Source organism: Streptomyces sp. NBC_01268 (genome assembly GCF_036240795.1).
In the GTDB taxonomy this organism is placed as follows: domain Bacteria; phylum Actinomycetota; class Actinomycetes; order Streptomycetales; family Streptomycetaceae; genus Streptomyces.
The window spans coordinates 1,179,198-1,200,708 of sequence record NZ_CP108454.1 but is presented as its reverse complement, the minus strand read 5'-3'; the positions used below and the strand labels follow the sequence as shown (position 1 = coordinate 1,200,708).

At 74.5% G+C, this 21,511-nt stretch carries 21 protein-coding genes; 9 read left to right on the top strand and 12 right to left on the bottom strand.

Translation table 11 applies throughout. The features are described 5' to 3' along the window. Positions 1-46: 46 nt before the first annotated feature. Together OG309_RS05010 and OG309_RS05005 are read left to right on the top strand one after the other, a co-directional pair. A complete protein-coding gene (locus tag OG309_RS05010; protein ID WP_329418505.1) occupies positions 47-1,282 on the top strand; it encodes an ROK family protein in 1,236 nt (411 codons plus the stop codon). Positions 1,283-1,334: 52 nt separating this feature from the next. After that, positions 1,335-2,096, top strand: coding sequence for a class I SAM-dependent methyltransferase (locus tag OG309_RS05005; protein ID WP_329418504.1), 762 nt, complete (start codon positions 1,335-1,337; stop codon positions 2,094-2,096). Positions 2,097-2,118: 22 nt separating this feature from the next. Here the strand turns inward: OG309_RS05005 and OG309_RS05000 are convergent, their stop codons facing one another. After that, the gene (locus tag OG309_RS05000) at positions 2,119-2,703 is read right to left on the bottom strand and encodes a DUF4865 family protein (RefSeq protein WP_329418503.1); all 585 of its coding nucleotides are present in this window, start codon (positions 2,701-2,703) and stop codon (positions 2,119-2,121) included. A 17-nt stretch (positions 2,704-2,720) separates the two neighbouring features. Beyond that, positions 2,721-3,305 carry a TetR/AcrR family transcriptional regulator gene (locus tag OG309_RS04995; RefSeq protein WP_329418502.1) on the bottom strand — a complete coding sequence of 195 codons (585 nt, stop codon included), beginning with the start codon at positions 3,303-3,305 and terminating at the stop codon, positions 2,721-2,723. A 201-nt stretch (positions 3,306-3,506) separates the two neighbouring features. Here OG309_RS04995 and OG309_RS04990 point away from each other — a divergent pair, with 201 nt between their 5' ends. Genes OG309_RS04990 through OG309_RS04980 form a run of 3 tightly spaced genes read left to right on the top strand, consistent with a single transcriptional unit; the run spans position 3,507 to position 7,098 of the window. Beyond that, the gene (locus tag OG309_RS04990) at positions 3,507-3,785 is read left to right on the top strand and encodes an SHOCT domain-containing protein (protein WP_329418501.1); all 279 of its coding nucleotides are present in this window, start codon (positions 3,507-3,509) and stop codon (positions 3,783-3,785) included. Next, complete coding sequence (locus OG309_RS04985; protein WP_329418500.1) at positions 3,782-4,552, top strand: ABC transporter ATP-binding protein; 771 nt, start codon at positions 3,782-3,784, stop codon at positions 4,550-4,552. The genes OG309_RS04990 and OG309_RS04985 overlap by 4 nt, the downstream gene beginning before the upstream one ends. Further along, the gene (locus OG309_RS04980) at positions 4,549-7,098 is read left to right on the top strand and encodes an ABC transporter permease (protein ID WP_329418499.1); all 2,550 of its coding nucleotides are present in this window, start codon (positions 4,549-4,551) and stop codon (positions 7,096-7,098) included. The genes OG309_RS04985 and OG309_RS04980 overlap by 4 nt, the downstream gene beginning before the upstream one ends. A gap of 112 nt (positions 7,099-7,210) precedes the next feature. On the opposite strand, the gene OG309_RS04975 is transcribed toward OG309_RS04980, so the two are convergent. Further along, entirely contained in the window at positions 7,211-7,705 is a 495-nt protein-coding gene (locus OG309_RS04975) for an ATP-binding protein (RefSeq protein WP_329418498.1), read from the bottom strand. A gap of 171 nt (positions 7,706-7,876) precedes the next feature. Then, positions 7,877-8,170: a hypothetical protein gene (locus OG309_RS04970; RefSeq protein ID WP_329418497.1), complete on the bottom strand. Its 294-nt coding sequence runs from the start codon at positions 8,168-8,170 to the stop codon at positions 7,877-7,879. A 214-nt stretch (positions 8,171-8,384) separates the two neighbouring features. Between OG309_RS04970 and OG309_RS04965 the strand changes: the two genes are divergently transcribed. Beyond that, a complete protein-coding gene (locus OG309_RS04965; protein ID WP_329418496.1) occupies positions 8,385-9,515 on the top strand; it encodes a PLP-dependent cysteine synthase family protein in 1,131 nt (376 codons plus the stop codon). On the opposite strand, the gene OG309_RS04960 is transcribed toward OG309_RS04965, so the two are convergent. From OG309_RS04960 to OG309_RS04950, 3 genes are all read right to left on the bottom strand, one after another. Then, positions 9,475-9,975 (bottom strand): SRPBCC family protein, encoded by a 501-nt coding sequence (locus OG309_RS04960; protein ID WP_329418495.1) that lies wholly within the window; start codon positions 9,973-9,975, stop codon positions 9,475-9,477. The genes OG309_RS04965 and OG309_RS04960 overlap by 41 nt on opposite strands. Before the next feature lie 61 nt (positions 9,976-10,036). Continuing rightward, positions 10,037-10,495: an SRPBCC family protein gene (locus OG309_RS04955; RefSeq protein WP_329418494.1), complete on the bottom strand. Its 459-nt coding sequence runs from the start codon at positions 10,493-10,495 to the stop codon at positions 10,037-10,039. A gap of 28 nt (positions 10,496-10,523) precedes the next feature. Next, a complete protein-coding gene (locus OG309_RS04950; RefSeq protein ID WP_329418493.1) occupies positions 10,524-11,351 on the bottom strand; it encodes a DeoR/GlpR family DNA-binding transcription regulator in 828 nt (275 codons plus the stop codon). Between the two features lie 145 nt (positions 11,352-11,496). On the opposite strand from OG309_RS04950, the gene OG309_RS04945 reads away from it, so the two are divergent. Continuing rightward, positions 11,497-13,896 carry a hypothetical protein gene (locus OG309_RS04945; protein ID WP_329418492.1) on the top strand — a complete coding sequence of 800 codons (2,400 nt, stop codon included), beginning with the start codon at positions 11,497-11,499 and terminating at the stop codon, positions 13,894-13,896. Here the strand turns inward: OG309_RS04945 and OG309_RS04940 are convergent. The 5 genes from OG309_RS04940 to OG309_RS04920 all read right to left on the bottom strand — a co-directional run bounded on the left by OG309_RS04940 (position 13,866) and on the right by OG309_RS04920 (position 19,913). Next, positions 13,866-16,271, bottom strand: coding sequence for a right-handed parallel beta-helix repeat-containing protein (locus tag OG309_RS04940; protein ID WP_329418491.1), 2,406 nt, complete (start codon positions 16,269-16,271; stop codon positions 13,866-13,868). The two genes, OG309_RS04945 and OG309_RS04940, sit on opposite strands and share 31 nt — an antisense overlap. An 82-nt stretch (positions 16,272-16,353) precedes the next feature. Then, positions 16,354-16,959, bottom strand: a complete 606-nt coding sequence (locus tag OG309_RS04935) for an Rv1733c family protein (protein ID WP_329418490.1) — start codon at positions 16,957-16,959, stop codon at positions 16,354-16,356. Positions 16,960-17,059: 100 nt separating this feature from the next. Next, complete coding sequence (locus tag OG309_RS04930) at positions 17,060-17,893, bottom strand: MOSC domain-containing protein (RefSeq protein ID WP_329418489.1); 834 nt, start codon at positions 17,891-17,893, stop codon at positions 17,060-17,062. Positions 17,894-17,930: 37 nt separating this feature from the next. Next, positions 17,931-18,431, bottom strand: a complete 501-nt coding sequence (locus OG309_RS04925; RefSeq protein WP_329418488.1) for a DUF6643 family protein — start codon at positions 18,429-18,431, stop codon at positions 17,931-17,933. Positions 18,432-18,695: 264 nt separating this feature from the next. Further along, positions 18,696-19,913: a glycosyltransferase gene (locus OG309_RS04920; protein WP_329418487.1), complete on the bottom strand. Its 1,218-nt coding sequence runs from the start codon at positions 19,911-19,913 to the stop codon at positions 18,696-18,698. A 58-nt stretch (positions 19,914-19,971) separates the two neighbouring features. On the opposite strand from OG309_RS04920, the gene OG309_RS04915 reads away from it, so the two are divergent. Together OG309_RS04915 and OG309_RS04910 are read left to right on the top strand one after the other, a co-directional pair. Next, positions 19,972-20,757, top strand: a complete 786-nt coding sequence (locus tag OG309_RS04915) for a glutamate racemase (protein ID WP_329418486.1) — start codon at positions 19,972-19,974, stop codon at positions 20,755-20,757. Positions 20,758-20,814: 57 nt separating this feature from the next. Beyond that, positions 20,815-21,372: a hypothetical protein gene (locus tag OG309_RS04910; RefSeq protein ID WP_329418485.1), complete on the top strand. Its 558-nt coding sequence runs from the start codon at positions 20,815-20,817 to the stop codon at positions 21,370-21,372. Positions 21,373-21,511 lie beyond the last annotated feature (139 nt).

The window sequence follows — 21,511 nt, the reverse complement described above, 5'->3', positions numbered from 1 at the left end:
GGGCGTCGGGGGCCCGGGGCGGACCGATCATGGGAGACTCGCCCCCATGAACGGCAAGGTGACGACGACCACGCGAACACGGCTGGACAGGGGGCGCAGCGCGCTCGGACCCGCGCTGGAACTGGTGCACACGGGACGGGCGCCCACCCGTGCCGTGCTCACCGCCGAGCTCGGCGTGACCCGCGCCACCGCCGGAGCCGTCGCCGCCGAACTGGAGGCGCTCGGCCTCATCCGGGTCGACTCCAACCCGGGCGCCGCGGCCGGCTCGCAGGGACGCCCGTCGCACCGCCTGTCGGTCGACGAGAAGGGTCCCGTCGCCCTCGCCGCGCAGGTCCACGCCGACGGCTTCCGCGCCGCGCTCGTCAGCCTCGGCGGCACGCTCGTGGCCACCGCCCCCGGCTGCGTCACCGTCTCCGCCGACCCCGCCCAGGTCCTCGGTGCCGTCGTCGAGGCGGGCGCGGGGCTGCTCCGCGAGACGGGGCGCCGCTGCGTCGGCGCCGGCCTGGCCGCGCCCTCCGCCGTCGCCGAACCCGAGGGCACCGCGCTCAACCCGCTGCACCTGGCCTGGCCCGCCGGGGCGCCCGTGCGCGAGATCTTCGCCGAGCAGGTGCGCGCCGCCGGGATCGAGGGCCCCGCCTTCACCGGCAACGACGTGAACCTCGCCGCCCTCGCCGAGCACCGCCACGGCGCGGGGCGCGGCGCGAAGGACCTGCTGTGCGTGGCCACCGGCCACCGCGGCGTCGGCGGCGCCCTCGTCCTCGACGGGCGCCTGCACACCGGGAGTTCGGGGCTCGCCCTGGAGGTCGGCCACCTCACCGTCAACCCGGAGGGACGCCCCTGCCACTGCGGCTCGCGCGGCTGCCTCGACGTCGAGACCGACCCCCTCGCCTTCCTCACCGTCGCGGGCCGTGCCCCCGGCCCCGAGGTCTCCCTCCTCCAGCAGGCCCGCGACCTCCTGCGCGACCAGCCCGACGACCCCGGCGTACGCGCCGCCACCGAGGAGCTGATCGACCGCCTCGGCCTCGGCCTGGCCGGGCTGGTCAACATCCTCAACCCGGACCGCATCATCCTCGGCGGCCTCCACCGCGAACTCCTCGACGCCGATCCGAGCCGCCTCCGTGCCGTGGTCGCCGACCGCAGCCTCTGGGGCCGCAGCGGCGGCGTCCCGATCCTCCCCTGCACCCTCGACCACAACAGCCTCGTGGGCGCCGCGGAACTGGCCTGGCAGCCGGTGCTGGACGACCCGCTGGCGGCGCTCGGCGGGCCGGTCGCGGCCGAGTAGCCCGCACAAAACCACTGGGCGCCCCGGGCCGGGCCGACTAAGGTCCGGGCCCATGACCAATGATGATCTTCAGCCGCGCCTCGGCAGCGGTCTCACCTTCCACGGGCCTCTCTCCGAGGACAGGGCCGGACGGCTCGTCGCGCGGATCGCCGCGGCCGCGCCGGGGACGGTGCTCGACATCGGGTGCGGGCAGGGTGAGTTGTTGCTGCGCGTGCTGGAGGCCGTGCCCGGCGCCAAGGGGGTCGGGATCGACATCGACGGGGCCGAACTGGTCCTGGGGCGGGAGCGCGCCGCCGGACGGGGGCTCGCCGAACGGGTCGCGTACGTCGAGGAGTCCGGGGTCGGCACGGCGCACGGGCCCGCCGACGCGGTGCTGTGCCTGGGCTCGGGGCAGGCCCTGTGCGACGGCGACGCGTACGATCCGGCCGTCGTCCTGCGGGAGCTGCGGCGGCTCGTACGGCCCGGCGGGCGGGTCGTCCTCGGTGAGTGCTTCTGGGAGCACACCCCGACGGAGGCGGAGCTCGGCGCGATGTGGCCGGGCGCGCACGCCGACGACCACACCTCGCTCGCGGCGCTCGTCGACCTCGCGATCGAGGCCGGGTTCCGGCCCGCGTGGACCGAGACGGCGAGCCTGGAGGAGTGGGAGGAGTTCGAGTCCGGTTACCGCCACGACAGCGAGGTCTGGCTCGCCGCCCACCCCCGGCACCCGCAGGCCGACGAGACCCGCGCCCGCATCGACCGTCAGCGCTCGGCCTGGCTCGGCTACCGGGCGGTGCTCGGCATGGCGTATCTGACGCTGGTGCCGGTGGACTGAGCCCGCACGACGGCGGGGGCGGTCACCACAGCCGACCCGAGCGGAGGACCGGTAGCCCAGGGGCGGACAGGTGCAGGACCTGGAAGCGGTCGCCCGCCCCGGCCGGTGCCTCCGCCCCGGCCCACAGGGTGAACGACACCAGCTCCCAGTGGCGCGGGTCGATCGCCAGCGCGCTCGCCACCACGCCCTCGGCCTTCGCCTCCGCCGCGTGCCCTTCGACCGCCTCGGCGACCGCCTCGCCGGGAGCCGCGCCCTCGCCGAGCGGGGTCGCGCGGCGCGTCGCCGTGCGCGGCGCGTGCGCGGCCGCCGGGCCTTCCCCGTACGCGAGTCCGGTCCAGTGCCGCACGACGGGCCGGCCGAAGTCGTTCACGATGCCCTGGAAGCCGGGGCCCCACAAGAACGCGTTCATGCCCTCCGGCGTCGCCCACAGGTAGAAGGGCGCGTACTGGTTGACCGGCGAGCCGTCCTCCCGCTCCCGCATCAGATACGCCTTGAGGCCCAACCCGGGGAAGTCGTCCAGGAGATGGCCCCGGGTGGCCACCCGCTCGCGGATGATCCCCATGTCGTAGTCGGCGGGCAGGGTGATGTCGTACTGCATGGCGTGCACGGGGCTCGCTCCTCGGCTCAGCGGGTACGGGGGGACAGCAGCGCGAGCAGGCCGCGCACCGCCGCGTCGAAGGCGGCGGGGGAGCCCGACGCGCGAGCCAGGACGTAGCCGCCCTGCACCGTCGCGACGACCGTCGCGGCCACCTCGTCCGGGCGCAGGGAAGGGGTCAACTCGCCTTGGTCCAGGCCCTCCTGGACCACCTCGGCGAGCCGTCCGCGCAGCCAGTCGAGCGTCTCGTCGACCGGCGCCCGCAGCTCCGCGTCCGCCACGACGTCCGGGTCCATCGTCAGCCGCCCCACCGGGCAGCCGCGCAACACGTCGCGCTCGCGCAGCAGATACGCCTCGATGCGCGCGGACGCCGAACCCTCACCGTCCAGGACCCTCTCGGCCGCCGCCCGCAGCTCCTCGGCGGTGCGCCGGATCGCGGCGAGCGCGAGGTCGGGCTTGCCGGTGAAGTGGTGGTACATGCTGCCCTGCCCCGCTCCGGCGGCCTGCTGGATCGCCTTGGGGCTCGTGCCGACGTAACCGCGCTCCCAGAGGAGCTCGCGGGTGGCCTCGATCAGTCGCTCGGACGTGCTCGCACTCATGCCCCGACTGTACATACCAGTAGGTACAGAGTCGAGAGGGGGGGAAGGGGAGGGAGGGGCGCGGCAGGGGGCCGAGGGAGGTGGGGCGGGTGGAAGCAGGGGCGGGGGCCTTCGGTACTCCCCGGGGTGTACGGGCGAAGCCGCTGGGCGTACGACGACTCGGAGGGGGGCGCGGGGCGAGGCTCGAAGCATCGACCACACGAGGAGCTGAGCACGATGAACACCCTCGCCCACGCGGGCCCCGGCCCATGGGTCCTCTTCTTCCCGCTCGTCTGGGCCGCGGTGATCGTCACCGTCGTCACCGTCCTGCGCCGCTTCGGCCCGCGCCGCCACCGCGGCCCCTGGGCCCCGCGCGTCGACGAGCGGTCGCCGATCGCGCTGCTGGGGCACCGGTTCGCGGCAGGTGAGATCGACGAGGACGAGTACTGGCGGCGTCTGACCGTCCTGGAGGAGCAGTTCGGGCGCGCCTCCGGGGAGAAGGGGCGGCGGTCATGACCGCCACGACCGGCACGACGGTGCCGAGCCCGCCCGCGGCCCGTGTCGTCGACGCGGTCAAGGTGTACGGCGGCGGAGACACCGAGGTCCGGGCCCTGGACGGGGTGAGCGTCGACTTCCCGGCCGGACGCTTCACCGCGATCATGGGCCCCTCGGGCTCCGGCAAGTCCACGCTGATGCACTGCGCCGCCGGTCTCGACACCCTGACCTCCGGCTCCGCCCTGATCGGCGACACCGACCTGTCCGCCCTCGACGACCGACGCCTCACACTGCTGCGCCGGGAGCGGATCGGCTTCGTCTTCCAGGCCTTCAACCTGCTGCCGACCCTGACCGTCGCGGAGAACATCACGCTGCCCCTGGACCTCGCGGGCGCCACCCCGGACCGGGCCCGGCTCGACGCGCTGATCGACGCCGTGGGGCTGCGCGACCGGCTCCGTCACCGGCCCGGCGAGCTCTCCGGGGGACAGCAGCAGCGCGTCGCCGTCGCCCGGGCCTTCGCCGGGAACCCGGACGTCGTCTTCGCCGACGAACCCACCGGCAACCTCGACTCCCGTTCCGGCGAGGAGGTGCTGCGGCTGCTGGGGGACACCGTCCGGCGCACCGGGCGGACGGTCGTCATGGTGACCCACGACCCGGTGGCCGCCGCCCACGCGGACGAGGTCGTGTTCCTGGCCGACGGGCGACTCGTCGACCGGATCCCGTATCCGACGCCCGACGTCGTCCTGGACCGGATGAAGTCCTTCGACCGGAAGGGAGCGGTGACATGACCACCCTGCGCCTGAGCCTCGCCTCGCTCCGCGCCCACCGGCGCCGCTTCCTGGGCACCTTCGCGGCCGTGCTGCTCGGCGTCGCCTTCCTCACCGGCACGCTCGTCATGGGCGACACCCTGCGCGCCGGCTTCGACACCCTGTTCGCCGACGCCAACCGCGGCACGGACGCCGTGGTCCGCAGCGCGAGCGTGGTGACCGTCGCCGGCGAGGGGCAGGGCACCCGCAGCCCCGTGGACGCCGCGCTCGCCGACCGCATCGCCCGGGTCCCGGGCGTCGCCGCCGCCGTGCCGCGCATCGAGGGGGCCGGGCAGCTCGTGGGCGCCGACGGCAAGCCGATCGGCGGCCAGGGTCCGCCCACCCTCGCCGGCTACTGGATCGAGGATCCCCAGCTCAATCCGTACGCCCTCGCCGAGGGCCGCGCCCCGCAGAAGAGCGGCGAGGCCGTCGTCAACCGCGGAGCGGCGAAGGCCGGCGGGCTGACGCTCGGCTCCACCACCGTGCTGCGCACCCCCGACCCCGTGCGCGTCACCGTCGTCGGCCTCGCCACCTTCGGCGGCGCGGACGGCATGGGCCAGGTCACCTACACCGGGCTCACCCGCGCGGACGCCGAGAGGTACCTCGTCCCGAGGACCACGGACGCCTCCGACATCCTCGTCCGGGCCGGTCCCGGGATCTCCCAGCGGGACCTGGTCGACGCCCTGGACCCCGTACTCCCCGAGGGAGTCGAGGCCCTCACCGGGCAGCAGGCCACCGACGAGAGCAACGCGTCCGTCTCCGGTCGCTTCCTCACCCTGTTCACGACCTTCCTGCTGGTCTTCAGCGGGGTCGCCCTGCTGGTCTCGGTGTTCTCCATCCACAACACCTTCGCGATCGTCGTCGCCCAGCGGACCCGCGAGAACGCGCTGCTGCGTGCCCTCGGAGCCGCCCGTCGCCAGGTCGTCGCGATGACCCTCACCGAGGCCGTCGCCGTCGCCGTCCTCGCCTCCGGGGTCGGACTCCTGGGCGGCATCGGCGTGGCCGCCGGGCTCCAGGCCCTCTTCCCGGCGATCGGCTTCCCCTTCCCCGAAGGGGACCTGGTGGTCAAGGGCCTGTCCCTCGCGCTGCCGTTCGCCGTCGGGCTCGCCGTCTGCGTCGGCTCCGCCCTGCTGCCCGCCGTACGGGCCGGGCGCACCGCGCCGCTCGCCGCGCTCCGCGAGACGGCCGTGGACGACTCGGCCGCCTCCCCCACCCGTACCGCCACCGGAACCGGACTCCTCGCCCTGGCCGTCGGCCTGGTCCTCGCCGGCGAGCTCGGCGCGCCCTCGCTGTGGCTCGCGGGGACCGGGGCGGTGCTCGCCGTCGCCGCGTTCGTCGTCCTGGGCCCGCCGGCCTCCTCCTACGCGGTACGGATCCTCGGCGGCCCGCTGCGCGGCGCCAACCGCGGGCTGGCACGGCGCAACGCGCTGCGCAGCCCGCGGCGGACCGCCGCCACGGCCACGGCGCTCATGATCGGCGTCGCCGTCGTCTCGCTCTTCACGGTCTTCGGGGCCTCGCTCAAGGCGACCATGGACCGGACCGTCTCGCACTCCTTCGCCGGTGACGTGGCCGTCAGCGCGCCGTCCTTCGGGGCGGGCGGCAGCGGCCTGAGCCCGCGGCTCGGGCCCGCCGTTGCCGCGCTGCCGCAGGTCGAGACCGCCGTCGGGCTCGGCCGGGGCGTGGCGGAGGTGGACGGCCGCGGCCGGGCCCTCACCGTCACCGACCCGGCGGCGCTGGCCCGCACCTTCGACCTCGGGGCCGTACGGGGCTCCCTGGACGGGCTCGGCACGGACGGCCTCGCCGTCGCGTCCGCCGAAGCCGACCGGTACGGGCTGGCCCCGGGGCGCACGGCCCAGCTGACCTTCGCCGACGGCGCGCGGCGGACCTTCACCGTCAAGGCCGTGTACCAGCAGTCCGAACTCGCCGGGGACTACGTCCTGACCCGCGCCGCCTGGGAGCCGCACCGCACCCAGGACGCCGACCGGTTGGTGGCCGTCACCTTCAAGGACGGCGTCTCCACGGACGAGGGCAAGGCGGCGGTGGAACGGGTCGCGGCGCGGTACGGCGACCCGGAGGTGCAGACCCGGGACGCGTACGCGGAGTCGTCGGCGGCCGGCATCGACATGATGCTGACCCTCGTCTACGCGCTGCTCGCGCTCGCGGTGCTGATCGCCCTGCTGGGGATCGCCAACACGCTGACCCTCGCCGTCCACGAGCGCACCCGCGAACTGGGCCTGCTCCGGGCCGTCGGCCAGACGCGCTCCCAACTGCGGGCCATGGTCCGCTGGGAGTCCGTCCTGATCGCCGCCTTCGGCACGGCCGGGGGTCTGCTCCTCGGCGGCTTCCTCGGCTGGGTCCTGGTCCGCGCCTCCGACGGCGCGAGCGACAGCGCCTTCGTCTTCGCGCTTCCGCCGGCCCAGCTCGCGACCGTCGCCGCCATCGGCCTGGCCGCGGGAGCGACCGCCGCCTGGCGCCCGGCCCGACGGGCCGCCCGTCTGGACATCCTGCGGGCGATCGCGACGGAGTGACGGGGCGTCGGATTCGCGGTCCGGGACGTCGGATCCGCCGTCCGGGACGCCGGTTCCACTGTGAAAGGCGTCGGATTGGACGCCCCTGACAGTGGAACCGACGATTCCGGAGTCAGGGCACCAGCGCCGGCGACTGCAGCGGTCCCGCCGTCGTCGCCCCGTACACCACGTCGGACCCCGGCGGGTCCGCCATCGGCGACGGCGGCGCCTGGAGCGTGAACCAGACGGCTTTGCCCGCATCGCCGTGCGGCCGGACGCCCCAGCTCTCGCTCATCGCCTCGATGATGGCGAGGCCGCGGCCCGACGTCGCGAACTCGTCGTCGGTGTCGGAGGGTTCGGTGAGGTTCGGTATCCGGGGATCGTTGTCGCGGACGGAGACGGTGAGGCGGTCGAGCAGGAGCGCGACCTCGACGGTGCACGTCTTGTCCGGCTGGGCGTGCCGGTGGACGTTGGTCAGGAGCTCGGTGACACCGAGCGCGGCAAGGTCGATCAATGAGTCGAGCTGCCAGTGGCGCAGATGCGCCGAAACGATTCTGCGGACCTGACCGATCCGCGGCGGCAGGGCCTGGAGCTCCACCGTGCAGTACCTGCTGGGCTCGCTGATCACGGCTGCGACTCCCCGAAATAGGTCCGGAAGAAGACGGAGGTTCGGATCTGTCATGCGGTGTAGCAGGGCGGTGGGCCGACTCGCAGCGTCACCGCCGGTAAACCCTCGGTGAGGTGGTTCCAGCCTGAACCAGTGGTGACGGGGCCGCAACTCGCGGCGACTCGCCGCAGGTCAGGGGCGCGGGCCGGACTTCCTGAGGACTTCGAGCAGCCGGCCGGAGCCCGAGTCCGACATGCCGGAGATCCGGTAGCGGGTGCCGTTCACCGTCGCCACCGCCTCGTCGGGCTTCGCGAACCAGGGCCGACCCGCCCGGACCTTGTCCACCGGAGCGCTGTCGATCTCGCTGCCGTAGCTGGTCAGGAGGGAGAGCCGCCCGTCCTCGACGCGGACCTCGCCCGCGCGGGTCAGGGACCTGGGCCAGCGGTCGATCCGTACCCCCGTGGCCGTGAACTCGGGTTCCGTCATCTCGCTCCGCCCCCTTCGCGCAGGCACTCCCCACCCCAGTGTGCCGGGCCCCCGCGCCCCGCACCAGCAGGTCTTTCGCGGAAGCGGCGCGAACTCTCCCGCGCGGGCGTCTGCAAGCCACTCCTATGGACCCTCAAAGGGAACGTTTGCCCAGGTGAGAGCGGTATTGTCGGTCAGTGGGGCACCGTTGCACATCCCATGAGAAGAGGCGCACATGACCAGCATCGACGCCATCGCGCGCAGTGCCATGGCCACCATCGACGTCGACCGCAGCGACCCCGGCTACCGGTCGTGGCTCAAGGAGGCCGTGCGCAAGGTCCACGCCGACGCCAACCGCTCGGCCGACACCCACCTGCTGCGTTTCCCGCTCCCCGAGAGCTGGGGCATCGACCTCTACCTGAAGGACGAGTCGACCCACCCCACCGGCAGCCTCAAGCACCGGCTCGCCCGCTCGCTCTTCCTCTACGGCCTGTGCAACGGCTGGATCCGCCCCGGCGCGCCCGTCATAGAGGCCTCCAGCGGTTCCACCGCCGTCTCCGAGGCGTACTTCGCCAAGCTGATCGGCGTCCCCTTCATCGCCGTCATGCCGCGCACCACCAGCCCCGAGAAGTGCCGTCTGATCGAGTTCCACGGCGGGCAGTGCCACTTCGTCGACGACTCGCGCACGATGTACGACGAGGCCGCCGCGCTCGCCGAGCGCACCGGGGGCCACTACATGGACCAGTTCACGTACGCGGAGCGGGCCACCGACTGGCGGGGCAACAACAACATCGCCGAGTCGATCTACGAGCAGCTCAGGCTGGAGCGCTACCCGGAGCCCGCGTGGATCGTCGCCACGGCCGGCACCGGCGGCACCTCGGCCACCATCGCCCGCTACGTGCACTACATGCAGCACGACACCCGGGTGTGCGTCGCCGACCCGGAGAACTCCTGTTTCTTCGACGGCTGGACCCACCACGACCCGGAGGCCAGCTCCGACTGCGGCTCGCGGATCGAGGGCATCGGCCGGCCCCGGATGGAGCCCAGCTTCGTGCCGGGCGCCATCGACCGCATGATGAAGGTGCCGGACGCCGCGAGCGTCGCCGCCGTCCGCGCCCTGGAGACGGCGATCGGGCGCAAGGCCGGCGGCTCCACCGGCACCGGCCTGTGGAGCGCTTTCAAGATCATCGCCCAGATGGTCGCGGAGAAGCGCACCGGCAGCGTCGTCACCCTGATCTGCGACCCGGGCGAGCGCTACCTCGACAAGTACTACTCGGACGCCTGGCTGGCCGGGCAGGGCCTCGACATCGCGCCGTACGCGGCCACTATCGAGCGCTTCCTGGCGACGGGTGTCTGGCCGGAGTGAGCCTCCGCTCCAGGTTGCGCATCGCGTCCCGGAAGGACTTGCCGACCCCCGGCCGGGCCAGCCGCATCGCCACCCGGCAGGGACCGTTCCCGTCGACGGCCATGGTCCAGCGGACCCGGGTGCCGTCCGCCGTGGGGGAGAGGACCCACTCCTCCAGGAGGGCGGACAGCCCGGGGACGTTGGTCTCGTCGACCCGGTAGGCGTAGCGGGCGGCCGGGTCGGTCGCCAGGATCGTCTCGCGGAACTCCACCCCGCCCTTCAGCCGGACCGTCCGCCCCGCGCCGTCATGGGTCGGCGTGGCGGACGTGACGGCGCTGAACCACGCGGGCGTGCTGGCCAGTTCCACCGCCAGCGACCGGTACACCGCCGCCGGCGGGGCGGCGAGTCCGGTGGTGAACACCAGGCGCAGCGGTGCGGACGCGGCGAAGTCGAGCTCCACCGGCCTCAGTAGGCGTGCCATGGGTCGTGCCTCCCGTCGGGCGGGCCCTGGATCCGGATCCCCCACCGTAGCTGACAACCCGTCAGTTACGCAGCAGTCCGTCCAGCGCCCGGCCGAACAACACCCGTCCCGCGAGGGCCAGTACGGGATCGAAGGCGGCCGGCACCCCGCGCAGGCGCAGCTCCTCCGTCCACACCACCCGGCTGCCGGAGGGCTCGCCGGCCGACAAGGCGCCGGCCGCGTCCGACACCTCGAACGAGGCCTCGCCCAGCACCACCCGCCCCAGCTTCACCAGCCGGCACACCCCCGTCCGGCCCGGCGCGGGCGGTTCGAGGACCACGACCTCCATCGGGTCGTCGAAGGCGAGCCGTCCGAGACCGGTCCGCGCCGTGAAGCGGGTGCCCACCGCGTTCGGTCCCGCCGTGAGCACCGTCGTGCGCGTGAAGGGGACCTGCGCGCCGTGCGCCGGCCAGTCCGTCAGCCGCCGCCACACCTCGGCGGGCGGCAGCGCCACGGTCCGCTCGACCCGGAACCGGCTCATCCGGCGCCCACCCGGAGGGCCCGCGCGCTCACTCCGACTCCTCGCCCGCCACCACGAGCCCCGGCAGCCGCTCCGCCATCTCCTCGCGCACCTCGGCCGACAGACCCCGGTCCGTGACCAGGGTGTCCACCTCGTCCAGCGTCGCGAAGGAGCTCAGCCCCACCGTCCCCCACTTGGTGTGGTCCGCGACGACCACCACCCGCCGGGCCGAGCGCACCAGCCGCCGGTTGGTCTCGGCCTCGGCCAGGTTCGGCGTCGACAGGCCGGCCTCCACCGAGATGCCGTGCACCCCCAGGAACAGCGCGTCGAAGTGGAGCGAACGGATCGCCTGGTCGGCCACCGGCCCCACCAGCGCGTCCGACGGCGTGCGCACCCCGCCGGTCAGCACCACCGTCGCCGCCCCCGGCCGGGCCTCCCCGCCGGAACCCGAGTGCTGCGCCTCGTAGAAGACGTCCGCCACCCGCACCGAGTTGGTCACCACCGTCAGGTCCGGCACGTCGAGCAGATGCCGGGCCAGCGCATAGGTGGTCGTCCCACCGGACAGGGCGATCGCCGTGCCCGGCCGCACCATCGCGGCCGCCGCCCGGGCGATCTCCTCCTTGGCGCCGAGTTCCAGCGCCGACTTCGCCTCGAACCCCGGCTCGTGGCTGCTCGCCTCGACCACCGGCACCGCCCCGCCGTGCACCTTCGCGACCACCCCCTGCCGGGCCAGCGCGTCCAGGTCCCGGCGGACCGTCATGTCGGAGACGTTGAGACGGCGGGTCAGCTCGTTGACCCGGACGCCTCCGCGCCTCCGCACCTCGTCGAGAATCAGGGCGCGCCGCTGTTCCGCGAGGAGGTTCTGATTGTCACTCATCCGCCGGGGCCGGTCCTTTCCGCAGGGAATAGGGAAGAAGAGGAGAAGGGGTGTCGGAATCCGGGAGGGCCGTGCCGAGGAGCCCGGCCGTCCGCGATCCTGATGCTGCCGTCGAATCCTCCCACTCAGAGAGCGAGTCACCGAAGTGTCCCCTGCCACACCCGACCCGAAGAGCGGGGGTGCGGCGCTCGAACTGCTCGTCCACGGCGTGGGCGGAGCCACCGCGGCCGACATGCTGGACGACCCGCGCACCGCACGGGTCACCGGCGACCGGACGGCCGCGATGTACCGCCGCAGGGACGATCTCGACGCCGAGGACCACCCCGAGCGCTACGCCGAACGCCCCGTACCCGAGGCCTACTGCTGGTCCAACCTCACCTCCGGCAACGGAGCGCGCGCCCTGTGGCTGCTGCTCCTGCCGTTCATGGTCGCCAACCTCGCCCACTGGATGCGCCCGCCCACCCAGGGCCACGCCCGCCTCGTACGCCTCTACGGCGTCCTGGTCCGGCTCGTCGCGCTCACCCTCACCGTCCTGCTCACCGCCGCCGCCTGCGAGGTCGCCCTCGATCTGACCGCCTGGCAGTGCGCCGGCTCGGGCGCCTGCGCCGGGCAGCGCTCCTGGCTCGGCTTCCTCTCCGCCGAGCGCGGCGGCTGGTGGTCCCAGCCGGGCCGCCGGCTCGCCCTCGCCGCCGTCATCCCCGCCGCGCTCGTCGGACTGCTCTGGTACCTGTCCAACCGCACCTGGAGCGCGTACGAGGCCCAGCGCCCGCCCACGGGTTACGAGGTCGATCCCGGCCCCGCCCAGCCGCCCGCCTCCGACACCGAGGCCGCCGACGCCGCCACCCCCACCGCGCTGCGGCCCGCGCTCGGCCGCCCCGGCTTCTGGTACGGGCGCCGGCTCGTCGCCCGGCTGCGCGCCGCGCACACCGCCGCCGGCTTCCTCACCGTCGCCGTCGTCCTCGCCGGGGCGGCCGCCCGGCACGACGCCCCCGACGGCCTCCTCGGGGCGCTCGGCCTGGTCGTGCGGAGCGCCCTGGTGATCCTCGCGCTGGTCGTCGTGGTGGTGATCTGCCGCCGGGGGCGCAGCGAGAACCGCCTCGACCTGCGGATCGAACGCGCCCTCGTCTCCTGGCTGCCCGGCACCGCCCTGCTGGTGCTCGCGCTCACCGCCCTGCACACCGGCTGGTCCCGCCCCGGCTGGGTCTCCACCGGCACCCTGCCGGGCGACGTCGTCTTCGGCACCCTCACCCTCGCCCAGGGCGCCCTCGTCGTCGGCCTCGGCGTGGTCGCCCTGTTCCTGTGCCGCCCGCGCCGCGACCCGCGCACCGCCCTGTACGGGCTCGGCGGCCCCGCCGTCGCCATGCTCGCCTGCGCCCTCGGCGGGGTCATGTCCGGCGGTGTCGCCCAGCGGGTCGCCGACTGGCTCGACGGCTCCGGCACCCCCGGCACGGGCGAGGGCCTCATCACCGGGCCGCCCGTCCTGCTCAGCTGGCAGGCCTCGGTCATCCCCGTGCTGCTTTTGCTGCTCCTCGTCCCGGGCGCGGTCCTCGTCGCCCGGACGGCCCTCGCCTCCCGCTCCCTGCGCGGGACCGTCGAGACCGACTACGCCTCCGAGGACGCCGACCCCGTCCGTACCGGTCAGATCTCCGCCGGCCGGGCCCGTGCCGCCCTCACCGACTCCGCGCCCCACCTCGTCGGTGTGATCTCCGGGGCCACCCTGCTTCTCGGCGCCGCCTCCGTGGCCGGCGCCTGGGCCAGCGGCAACGTGCCCGGACGTGCCTTCGACGGCGCCCATCCGGCGGTCGCCTCGGCCGCCACCGCCGCCCAGGCCCTCGGCTCCTGGATGATCGGCTTCGGCTTCCTGCTGTTCGTCACCTGGGGCAGGCGCGCCTACAAGGACCCCTCCGCGCGGCGCACGATCGGCATCCTGTGGGACGTCGGAACCTTCTGGCCGCGCGCGGCCCACCCGTTCGCCCCGCCCTGCTACGCCGAGCGGGCGGTGCCCGACCTCACCTGGCGGATGAGCTCCTGGACCCGGCGCACCGGCGGCCGGCTCGTCATCTCCGGCCACTCCCAGGGCAGCGTCCTCGCGGCCGCCGCCGTCTGGCAGCTGCCGCTGGCCACCCGCGGCCGGGTCGCGCTGCTGACCTACGGCTCGCCCCTGGAACGCCTCTACGGGCGCTGGTTCCCCGCCTACTTCGGCCCCGAGGCCCTGCGCGGGCTGCACCGCACGGTGCACTGCTGGAGCAACCTGTACCGGGCCACCGACCCGATCGGCGGGCCGGTGCGGGTCCCGGCGGAGGGCGACCGGCCGGCCGTCGACCATCCGGTGCTGCTCGACCCCGTCGCGTACGGGCGCACCCGCGAACACCCGCTGCCCGAACCGATCCTGGGGCACTCCGACTACCAGGCCGACCCCGAGTTCGCCGCCGTGCGCGCCGCACTCCTGGACCGGCTGCCGCCCGCCCTGCCCCGCCAGCGCGGCAGCGCCCCGGCGAACCAGGGCGGACCGGGTCAGGGGAGTTCGGGCAGGTCCTCCGGGTAGAGCAGGGTGAGGTCGTCCGTGCTCGCCTCGGCGAGCGCGGCGACCCGCCCCGCGTGCCGCTCCACCATCGACTCGAAGGTCTGCCGCGCCGTCCGCCCGTTGCCGAACGCCGGTCCCTTGGGCAGCTCGGTGAAGTACTTCACCAGCGCCTCCCCGGAACCCGGGGCGAGCCGGTACTCGTGGTCCTCGGCCTGCTGCTCCACGATCCGCAGCAGTTCCCCGGGCACGTAGTCGCTGAAGGTGATGGTCCGCGAGAAGCGGGACGCCACGCCGGGGTTGACGGTCAGGAAGCGCTCCATCTCCGCCGTGTACCCGGCGGCGATCACCACGACCGCGTCCCGGTGGTCCTCCATCAGCTTCACCAGCGTGTCGATCGCCTCGCGCCCGAAGTCCCGCCCCGAGTCCTCCGGGGACAGGGCGTACGCCTCGTCGACGAAGAGCACGCCGCCGCGGGCCCGGTCGAAGGCCTCCTGGGTGCGCAGGGCGGTCGAGCCGATGTGCTCGCCGACCAGGTCGACCCGGGAGACCTCCACGAGATGCCCGCGTTCCAGCACGCCGAGCGAGGCGAGGATCTCGCCGTACAGCCGGGCCACCGTCGTCTTGCCCGTGCCCGGGTTGCCGGTGAAGACGAGGTGGCGGCGCGCGGACACGGCTTTCAGGCCGGCCTCCTGGCGTCGGCGGCCCACCTCGATCATGTTGGTGAGGGTCCGCACCTCGTGCTTGACGCTCTCCAGGCCGACCAGCGTGTCCAGTTCGCCCAGCACCTCGTGCGAGGAGCGCGTCTCCACCGGCGCGGGCGGCTCCTCGGGGGGCGCGGCTGCCGGTGTGCGGGGCGGCGGTACGGTGCCGAGCAGCCCGCCGGTCCGCGTCGCCGTCAGCACGGCGGCGGCGTCCGGCACCACGGGCGTCCGCAGCTGGCTCTCGTCGCTGGTGCAGTCCTCGACGACCGGCCCGTCCTCGGGGAACTCGTAACCACCGCGGGCGCACCGCTCCGTGCGGCACTTGCGCAGGGTGGTCCGGCAGCCGTCCATGACGTGGAAGCCGTAGCCGCCGCTGCCCGTCACCCGGCAGCCGAGGAAGGAGCCGCGGCCCTCGGCCGAGACGTAGAACCCGGCCTCGGCGGGCGAGGTGACCGTGCACCGCTCGATCGTCGGGTCGGCGCCCTTGGTGACGATCACCCCGGTCTGGACTGCGTCGATGGTGCAGCCACCGAGGGTGCCGCCGCTTCCGTGGTCGCGGAACCAGGCGCCGGTGGCGGCCTCGCGGATGCGGCAGTCGTCGAGCTGCGCGGTGGCCCCGTCGCTCACCGACACGGCCGTGTTGCGCACCTGGGACAGGTCGCTGTCGACGACGTCGACGCGCGAGCCGCGGTCGAGGACGAACAGGGCGTCGGGCACGTCGTGCACCCGGCAGGAGTCGAGCACGGCGGTCGCCCCGTCGCTCACCCAGACCGCCGGGTAGTCGCCCGTGCTGTCGTGGATCTCGCACTGGTTGGCGTCCACGCGGGTCCCGGGGTCCCAGACCGACAGGCCGTTGCGCCCGAAGCGGCGCACCGTCGAGCGGGTCAGCGTGAGGACCGAACGCGAGCGCAGGTCCACGGCGTTCTCGGGGATGTCGTGGATGTCGCAGTCGGAGAGGGTGAGCACGGCGTCGGTGTCGAGGGTGATGCCGTCGGCGGACGTCCGGTGCACGGTGGAGTCGCCGATGTGCGCCGTGGCGCGGGAGGCGATCTGCAGGCCGGTGCCCTTGATCTCGTACACCTCGCAGCCGAGCGCCTCCAGGCCGCTGCCCTCGCCGTTGACGGCGATGCCGGCGCCCGAGGCGTGGTGCACCCGGCAGCGTTCGAGCCGGGGGTGGGCGCCGCCGCGCACGGAGATCCCGGACTGGCCGGCGGCGACGACCTCGCACTCCTCGAACACGCCGCCCGCGCCGTCGAGCACGGCGATGCCGACGCCCGCCGGGTTGTCCACGGTGCAGCGGCGGACCGTGGGGCGGGCCGCGCCGCGCACCTCGATGCCGGCGGCGGAGCGGGTGCTGATCCGCAGGTCGAGCAGTTCCGGCGTGCCGTCCTCCACGAGCAGCGCGGGTGCCGCCGCGTCCTGCCCCTCGACGTGCAGGTCCCGCAGGGTGGCCGAGGCCCGTACGGTCAGCGGGACCCCGTCGGCCGGCGCGATCCGCACCGAGCCGCCGTCCCCGCCGCGCAGGGTGACGGCCCGCTGGATCACCAGGTTCTCCCGGTAGGTGCCGGGGGCCACGGTGAGGGTGTCGCCGTCGCCCGCGGCCTCCAGGGCGGCGGCGAGGGAGGCGTACTCGCCCGTGCGGCGCCGCCACCGCGACGTGCCGGTGTGCGTCACCTGGACCGTGCCCTGTGCCATGGGTGTGCTCTGCCCCCGCCTCGTGCGCCGACGCTGATCCGATGCCCCACCGTAGCGCGCGCGGCGCCGCGGAGTTGACGGGTCAGCTGCCCGTCCCCGTACGGCCCCAGTCGGGACCGGCCTGGGCCCAGGCGCGGTCGAGACGCGCGTACCGTCGCCGTACCAGCCGCTGTACGACGAGTCGCCGGGCGGTCTCCACGAGCAGGCCCCCGAGGAGCGCCACGGTCAGGCCCGCGATGAGGGCGTGCGCCCGCGCGGTCTCCGGGTGCATCGGGGCGGGCACGGTCCGCCCGGACCGGTCGGTCCACAGTGGGAAGGCGTCGCCGGGGCGCGCGTGCTGCCGGGTGGTGTTCACCGTGCCGGTCCGCGGGCTGCCGTCCGGGGCGGTCCACTCGGCCACCACGGCGGGCCTGAGCCGCTGCTCGCCGGCCGCCTCGGCGGTCCGCTGCCCGGCTTGCACGTCGGCGGTCCGCACCACCCGGGCGACGGTCGGCACGCGCTCCTGGTACTGGGTGCGGACCGCGCGCTGCAGCGACGCGTTCGCCGAGAGGCCCGCGGCCACCCCGGCGGCGGGCACCGCGAGACACAGCAGGACGGCCGCCGTGAAGGCGACCCAGGCCTCGATCACGTCGGTGGTCCGGCGCAGGGGATTGCGCCGCCAGCGCCAGAGTCCGATGGCTGCCCGCACGCTCCGCACCCCCTCGTGGTCCGCTCTTCCAACGAGTGTGCCCCGGGGGAGGGTTCCGCGCCTGTCGAGCTCGGAAGAGTGACGCGTACCGGCCGGCGGGTCAGTCCAGGATCTCGACCGGGTCGCCGGCCTTGATGACACCCCGCCGCTCGGGGATCAGGTTCTGCCCGAAGATCAGCCGGTTGCCGTCCCTGCGGTGCCGGGCCAGGGTGCGCAGGGGCTCCTTGCCGCGCTCGGCGGTCTCCTGGTCGGTGGTGGTGACCACGCAGCGGCCGCAGGACTTGGCGACCCGGAAGGTGACCTCGCCGATCGAGAGGCGGCGCCAGCCGTCCTCGGCCCAGGGGGCGGTGCCGTCGATGACCACGTTCGGCCGGAAGCGGTTCATCGGCAGGGGGCCCTCGTCGGCGTGGTCGCCCTGGGCGATCAGGGAGTTGAGGGCGTCGAGCGAAGAAGTGGTGGTGGCGAGCAGCGGGAAGCCGTCGGCGAAGCTGACGGTCTCGCCGGGCAGCGCGACGTCCGGGTCGACGGGGCGCCGGCGGGCCGGGTCGTCCATGTGGACGAGGCGGACCTCGCTCTCCAGGTAGGCGCTGAACCAGGCGTCCGCCGCGGGGTCGGCGGGGACCGCCTCCACCAGGGTGCCGAAGATCTCCGTCGTGATCGTGTCCGCCTCCCGCCGGGGCTTCGGCACCTCGACCGTGAGCGGGTCGGAACCGGGCGCGGACAGCGTGACACCGCCGTCCGGCAGCAGGGCGGCCGAGGCCAACGCCAGCCGCGCGTGCTGGCGTTGGGTCACGACCGTGCCCGTGGTGTCCACCACGGTCCAGCGGCGGTCGCCGGCCAGTCCCCATGGCTCGACCTCCGCCTGGGCGGGGGAGAACCCGCGCAGAGCTTTGACCGGATGGACGTGGACGGAGCTCAAGACAGGAATCGGCATGCGCCCATCCTGCCAGTCGCCCGGCCCGCCTCCGGGATCAGTACCCGCGGCCCTGGTAGGGGCGGTTGTACGGGTCCTCGTACGTGGCGGGCGTCGGCATCGGCCGGGGGGCCGCCGGGCGCATCGCCTCGTACCCGCCGGCCATGGGGCGGGGCTGCTGCGGCGCCTGCGGGCCCGGGTAGCCGCGCGGGGCGACGGGCTGCTGCGGGATGTACGGGGTGGGGGCGTGCTGCAGCGGCACGGGAGCCATCTGCGGTGCGGGCTGGGGGTAGCCGTACGCGCCGCCGTGGCCGCCGTAGGACGGGCCGGCCTGCTGCGGGGCGGGTGCCGCCGGGAGGGCGGGCAGGGCCGCGGGCAGGGCAGGCAGGTAGCTGCTGCTTCCGGAGAAGCTGCTGGGGGTGTCGTACACGGAGGGCACTCGGATCGGGGCGATCTGAGGCGTGCCCCGCTCTGCGACGAGAGAGTCGTAGATCGGGGTGTCGGGGAACGACGGCGCGGTGTAGTAACCGCCTCCGTAGGTGGAGCGCGGGGAGGTCATGGCTCATAAGGTAAGCCCACGATGTGCCCTATGGGGAGCCCGGAATGACGGTTGGTTGACGGGTTCTGAGAGGCCGCCGATCCCCAATGCGATCGAACGTGACAAAAACGGACGCCTGATGGCGTATGGATCTTGTAAACCCCAAGCTGAGGAGGGGTTACCGACGGGTCCGCTGTCAGGTTGACGTAAAGAAAACCGGCGGCGACAAAGGGGTTCCGGGAGCGTTCGGGGGCCATCTCGCGCGCAGGTTTAATGACACCGGCGTCACCGCGGCGTTCCGTCATTACTCCGTGTGTCGGGAAAAGCGCGCTGCGATGCGGATTTCGTCGGCCGGGCGTAAGTCCTCCCCTTCCACGCCGCCCCCCGCCCCCGGTAGTGCTGCACCGCCGAGTCCACCGTCATCAGCGCATAGAGGAGCGCGGTGAACGGGAGCAGCGGACCGAGCCAGAGCGGCTGCCGGTAGTAGCGGAGCATCGGCAGGTACGTGAACGCCATCACCGCCCAGGCCGCCCCGCCCGCCCACGCCGCCGGGGCGTCCTTCGTGAGCAGCCCGGCCGCCAGCGTCGCCGGCGGCGCCAGATAGACCAGGGCGAGACCCGCGACCGTCCCGGCGAGCAGCGGTGGGCTGTGCCGGAGCTGCGCGTACGCGCTGCGCGAGACCATCCGCCACAGGTCGCCCAGGCGCGGGTACGGGCGGATGCTGTCCACCCGGTCCGCGAGCCCCAGCCAGATCCGCCCGCCCACGCCCCGCACCGCCCGCGCCAGCGACACGTCGTCGATGACCGCCTGCCGGATCGCCTCCGGCACCCCGGCCCGCTTGGCCGTCTCCGTCCGCAGCAGCACGCACCCGCCGGCGGCCGCGGTCGCCAGGGGGCGGCGCCGGTTGATCCAGCGGAACGGATAGAGCTGGCAGAAGAAGTAGACGAAGGCCGGGACGATCAGCCGCTCCCAGGCGCTCGCCACCCGCAGCCGGGCCATCTGCGACACCAGGTCCAGATCGTGCCCCGTCGCCGCCGCCACCAGCAGTCGCAGACTGTCCGGCTCGTGCGCGATGTCCGCGTCCGTCAGCAGCAGGAACTCCGGCCCGCGCGCCTGGGCCAGCGCCGTCCCGTGCCGCAGCGCCCACAGCTTCCCCGTCCAGCCCGGCTCGGGCTCGCCGGGCGAGACCACGGTCAGCGCCAGGCCCGCCTGGCGGGCCGCCAGCTCCTCGGCCAGCCGCCCGGTGCCGTCGGTGCTCCCGTCGTCCACCAGGATCACCTCCGCCTGACCCGGATAGTCCTGGGCGAGCAGCGAGGGCAGGCTCAGCGGCAGCACCTCCGCCTCGTCACGGGCCGGTACGACGACCACGACCCGCGGCCACGCCTCGGGCGGGCGCGGGGGCACCGGAAGGCGCTGGTCCGTGCGCCAGAAGAATCCCTGGCCGAGCAGCAGCCAGGCCCAGACGGCCAGGGAGGCGATCGCGATCCAGGCAAGCGGGCTCATTCGCCGCAGTCTGCCCCAGATTGCCGGGGACGCAAGGGTGGTCGGCTAGGGTGACCGGGTGAAGATCGCGCTCATGGACTCCGGAATCGGCCTGCTCCCGGCAGCGGTCGCGGTTCGCCGCATGCGGCCCGACGCGGACCTGGTGCTCTCCTGCGACCCCGACGGCATGCCCTGGGGCCCGCGCACCACCGAGGACCTCACCGGCCGGGCGCTGGCCGTGGCCCGGGCCGCCGCCGCCCACGAGCCGGACGCGCTGATCGTCGGCTGCAACACCGCGACGGTCCACGCCCTGCCCGCGCTCCGCGCGGCGCTGGAGCCCCGCATCCCCGTGATCGGCACCGTGCCCGCGATCAAGCCCGCCGCCGTCGGTGGCGGCAAGGTCGCGATCTGGGCGACCCCCGCCACCACCGGCTCCCCCTACCAGCGCGGGCTCATCCGCGACTTCGCCGAGGGCGCCGAGGTCACCGAGGTGCCCTGCCCGGGCCTCGCCGACGCCGTCGAGCACGACGACGCGGAGGGCGTACGGCGTGCCGTCGCCGCCGCGGCCGCGCTGACGCCCCGGGACGTCCGGGCCGTCGTGCTCGGCTGCACCCACTACGAGCTCGTCGACGAGCAGATCCTGGCCGCCCTCGACCGTGCCGAGCTGCCGCAGGTCGTTTTGCACGGTTCCGCGGGGGCAGTGGCCAGTCAGGCACTCCGGCGCATCGGGGTGGCGGCCGACCCGACGGCGGCTCCCACCGGCACCCTGACCGTGCTCCTGAGCGGTCGCACCGGCGGGCTGCCGGCCGCGGCCCTCGGATACCCGCAGGGGCGCTTCCTGGAGGCGACGGCCGCCGCGCGCTGAGCGCCCGGATGCCGCGGCCAAGGCGCCGGGGCAACGGAACGTACGTAGGCTGTCACCATGAGGGAGCACTCCTCGCACCAAGGCCCCGAGGGGCCGGCGCCCGCGGTCTGGACCGGCCGGGCGACCAACCGCCTGCAGTGGCTGCCGGCCGTCGCCGGGGCCGCCTGCATGGCGCTCGGCATCACCCTGGCCGTCGAGTCCCCCTGGACCTCCGGCATCGCGCCCCTGCTGATGGCCGTCATCGGCTGCGTCGCGGCGGGTGTCCTCGTGCTCTTCGGCACCCTCGCCTTCGTGCACGTCGCCGTCCGTGTCGACGACGACGCCATGGAGGTCCGCTGCGGCCACATCGGCGTGCCGCGCCGCCGCATCCCGCTCTCCCACGTGGTCGGCGCCGACTTCGAGCCCTCCGTCACCCCGCGCCAGTGGGGCGGCTGGGGCTACCGCTGGCGCCCCGAGAAGGGCACGGCGGTCGTCGTCCGACGCGGCGAGGGGCTGGTGCTGCGCCTCGGCGACGGGCGGACGTTCACCGTGACCGTGGACGACGCGGAGGCGGCCGTGCGGGCGATCCGGGGACTGCTGCGCAGGACGACGCCCACGGGGCCCACGGGCGTCTGAGGCACCCGAGGGCGGCCCGACGGCGCGACGGCCCGACGGCCCGACGGCCCGACGGCGCGACGGCGCCACTGGCGCGGACACCGTCGGGTCCGGGGAGTGGAGGCGCCCGTGGAGCCGCCTGGGGAGCGGAGGCGCACGT

Bases quoted from the DNA above. Each gene is read 5' to 3' on its own strand.
- OG309_RS05010 (WP_329418505.1), top strand. From the start codon at position 47: ATGAACGGCAAGGTGACGACGACCACGCGAACACGGCTGGACAGGGGG.
- OG309_RS05005 (WP_329418504.1), top strand. From the start codon at position 1,335: ATGACCAATGATGATCTTCAGCCGCGCCTCGGCAGCGGTCTCACCTTC.
- OG309_RS04995 (WP_329418502.1), bottom strand. From the start codon at position 3,305: ATGTACAGTCGGGGCATGAGTGCGAGCACGTCCGAGCGACTGATCGAG.
- OG309_RS04990 (WP_329418501.1), top strand. From the start codon at position 3,507: ATGAACACCCTCGCCCACGCGGGCCCCGGCCCATGGGTCCTCTTCTTC.
- OG309_RS04985 (WP_329418500.1), top strand. From the start codon at position 3,782: ATGACCGCCACGACCGGCACGACGGTGCCGAGCCCGCCCGCGGCCCGT.
- OG309_RS04980 (WP_329418499.1), top strand. From the start codon at position 4,549: ATGACCACCCTGCGCCTGAGCCTCGCCTCGCTCCGCGCCCACCGGCGC.
- OG309_RS04970 (WP_329418497.1), bottom strand. From the start codon at position 8,170: ATGACGGAACCCGAGTTCACGGCCACGGGGGTACGGATCGACCGCTGG.
- OG309_RS04965 (WP_329418496.1), top strand. From the start codon at position 8,385: ATGACCAGCATCGACGCCATCGCGCGCAGTGCCATGGCCACCATCGAC.
- OG309_RS04960 (WP_329418495.1), bottom strand. From the start codon at position 9,975: ATGGCACGCCTACTGAGGCCGGTGGAGCTCGACTTCGCCGCGTCCGCA.
- OG309_RS04955 (WP_329418494.1), bottom strand. From the start codon at position 10,495: ATGAGCCGGTTCCGGGTCGAGCGGACCGTGGCGCTGCCGCCCGCCGAG.
- OG309_RS04950 (WP_329418493.1), bottom strand. From the start codon at position 11,351: ATGAGTGACAATCAGAACCTCCTCGCGGAACAGCGGCGCGCCCTGATT.
- OG309_RS04940 (WP_329418491.1), bottom strand. From the start codon at position 16,271: ATGGCACAGGGCACGGTCCAGGTGACGCACACCGGCACGTCGCGGTGG.
- OG309_RS04930 (WP_329418489.1), bottom strand. From the start codon at position 17,893: ATGCCGATTCCTGTCTTGAGCTCCGTCCACGTCCATCCGGTCAAAGCT.
- OG309_RS04925 (WP_329418488.1), bottom strand. From the start codon at position 18,431: ATGACCTCCCCGCGCTCCACCTACGGAGGCGGTTACTACACCGCGCCG.
- OG309_RS04920 (WP_329418487.1), bottom strand. From the start codon at position 19,913: ATGAGCCCGCTTGCCTGGATCGCGATCGCCTCCCTGGCCGTCTGGGCC.
- OG309_RS04910 (WP_329418485.1), top strand. From the start codon at position 20,815: ATGAGGGAGCACTCCTCGCACCAAGGCCCCGAGGGGCCGGCGCCCGCG.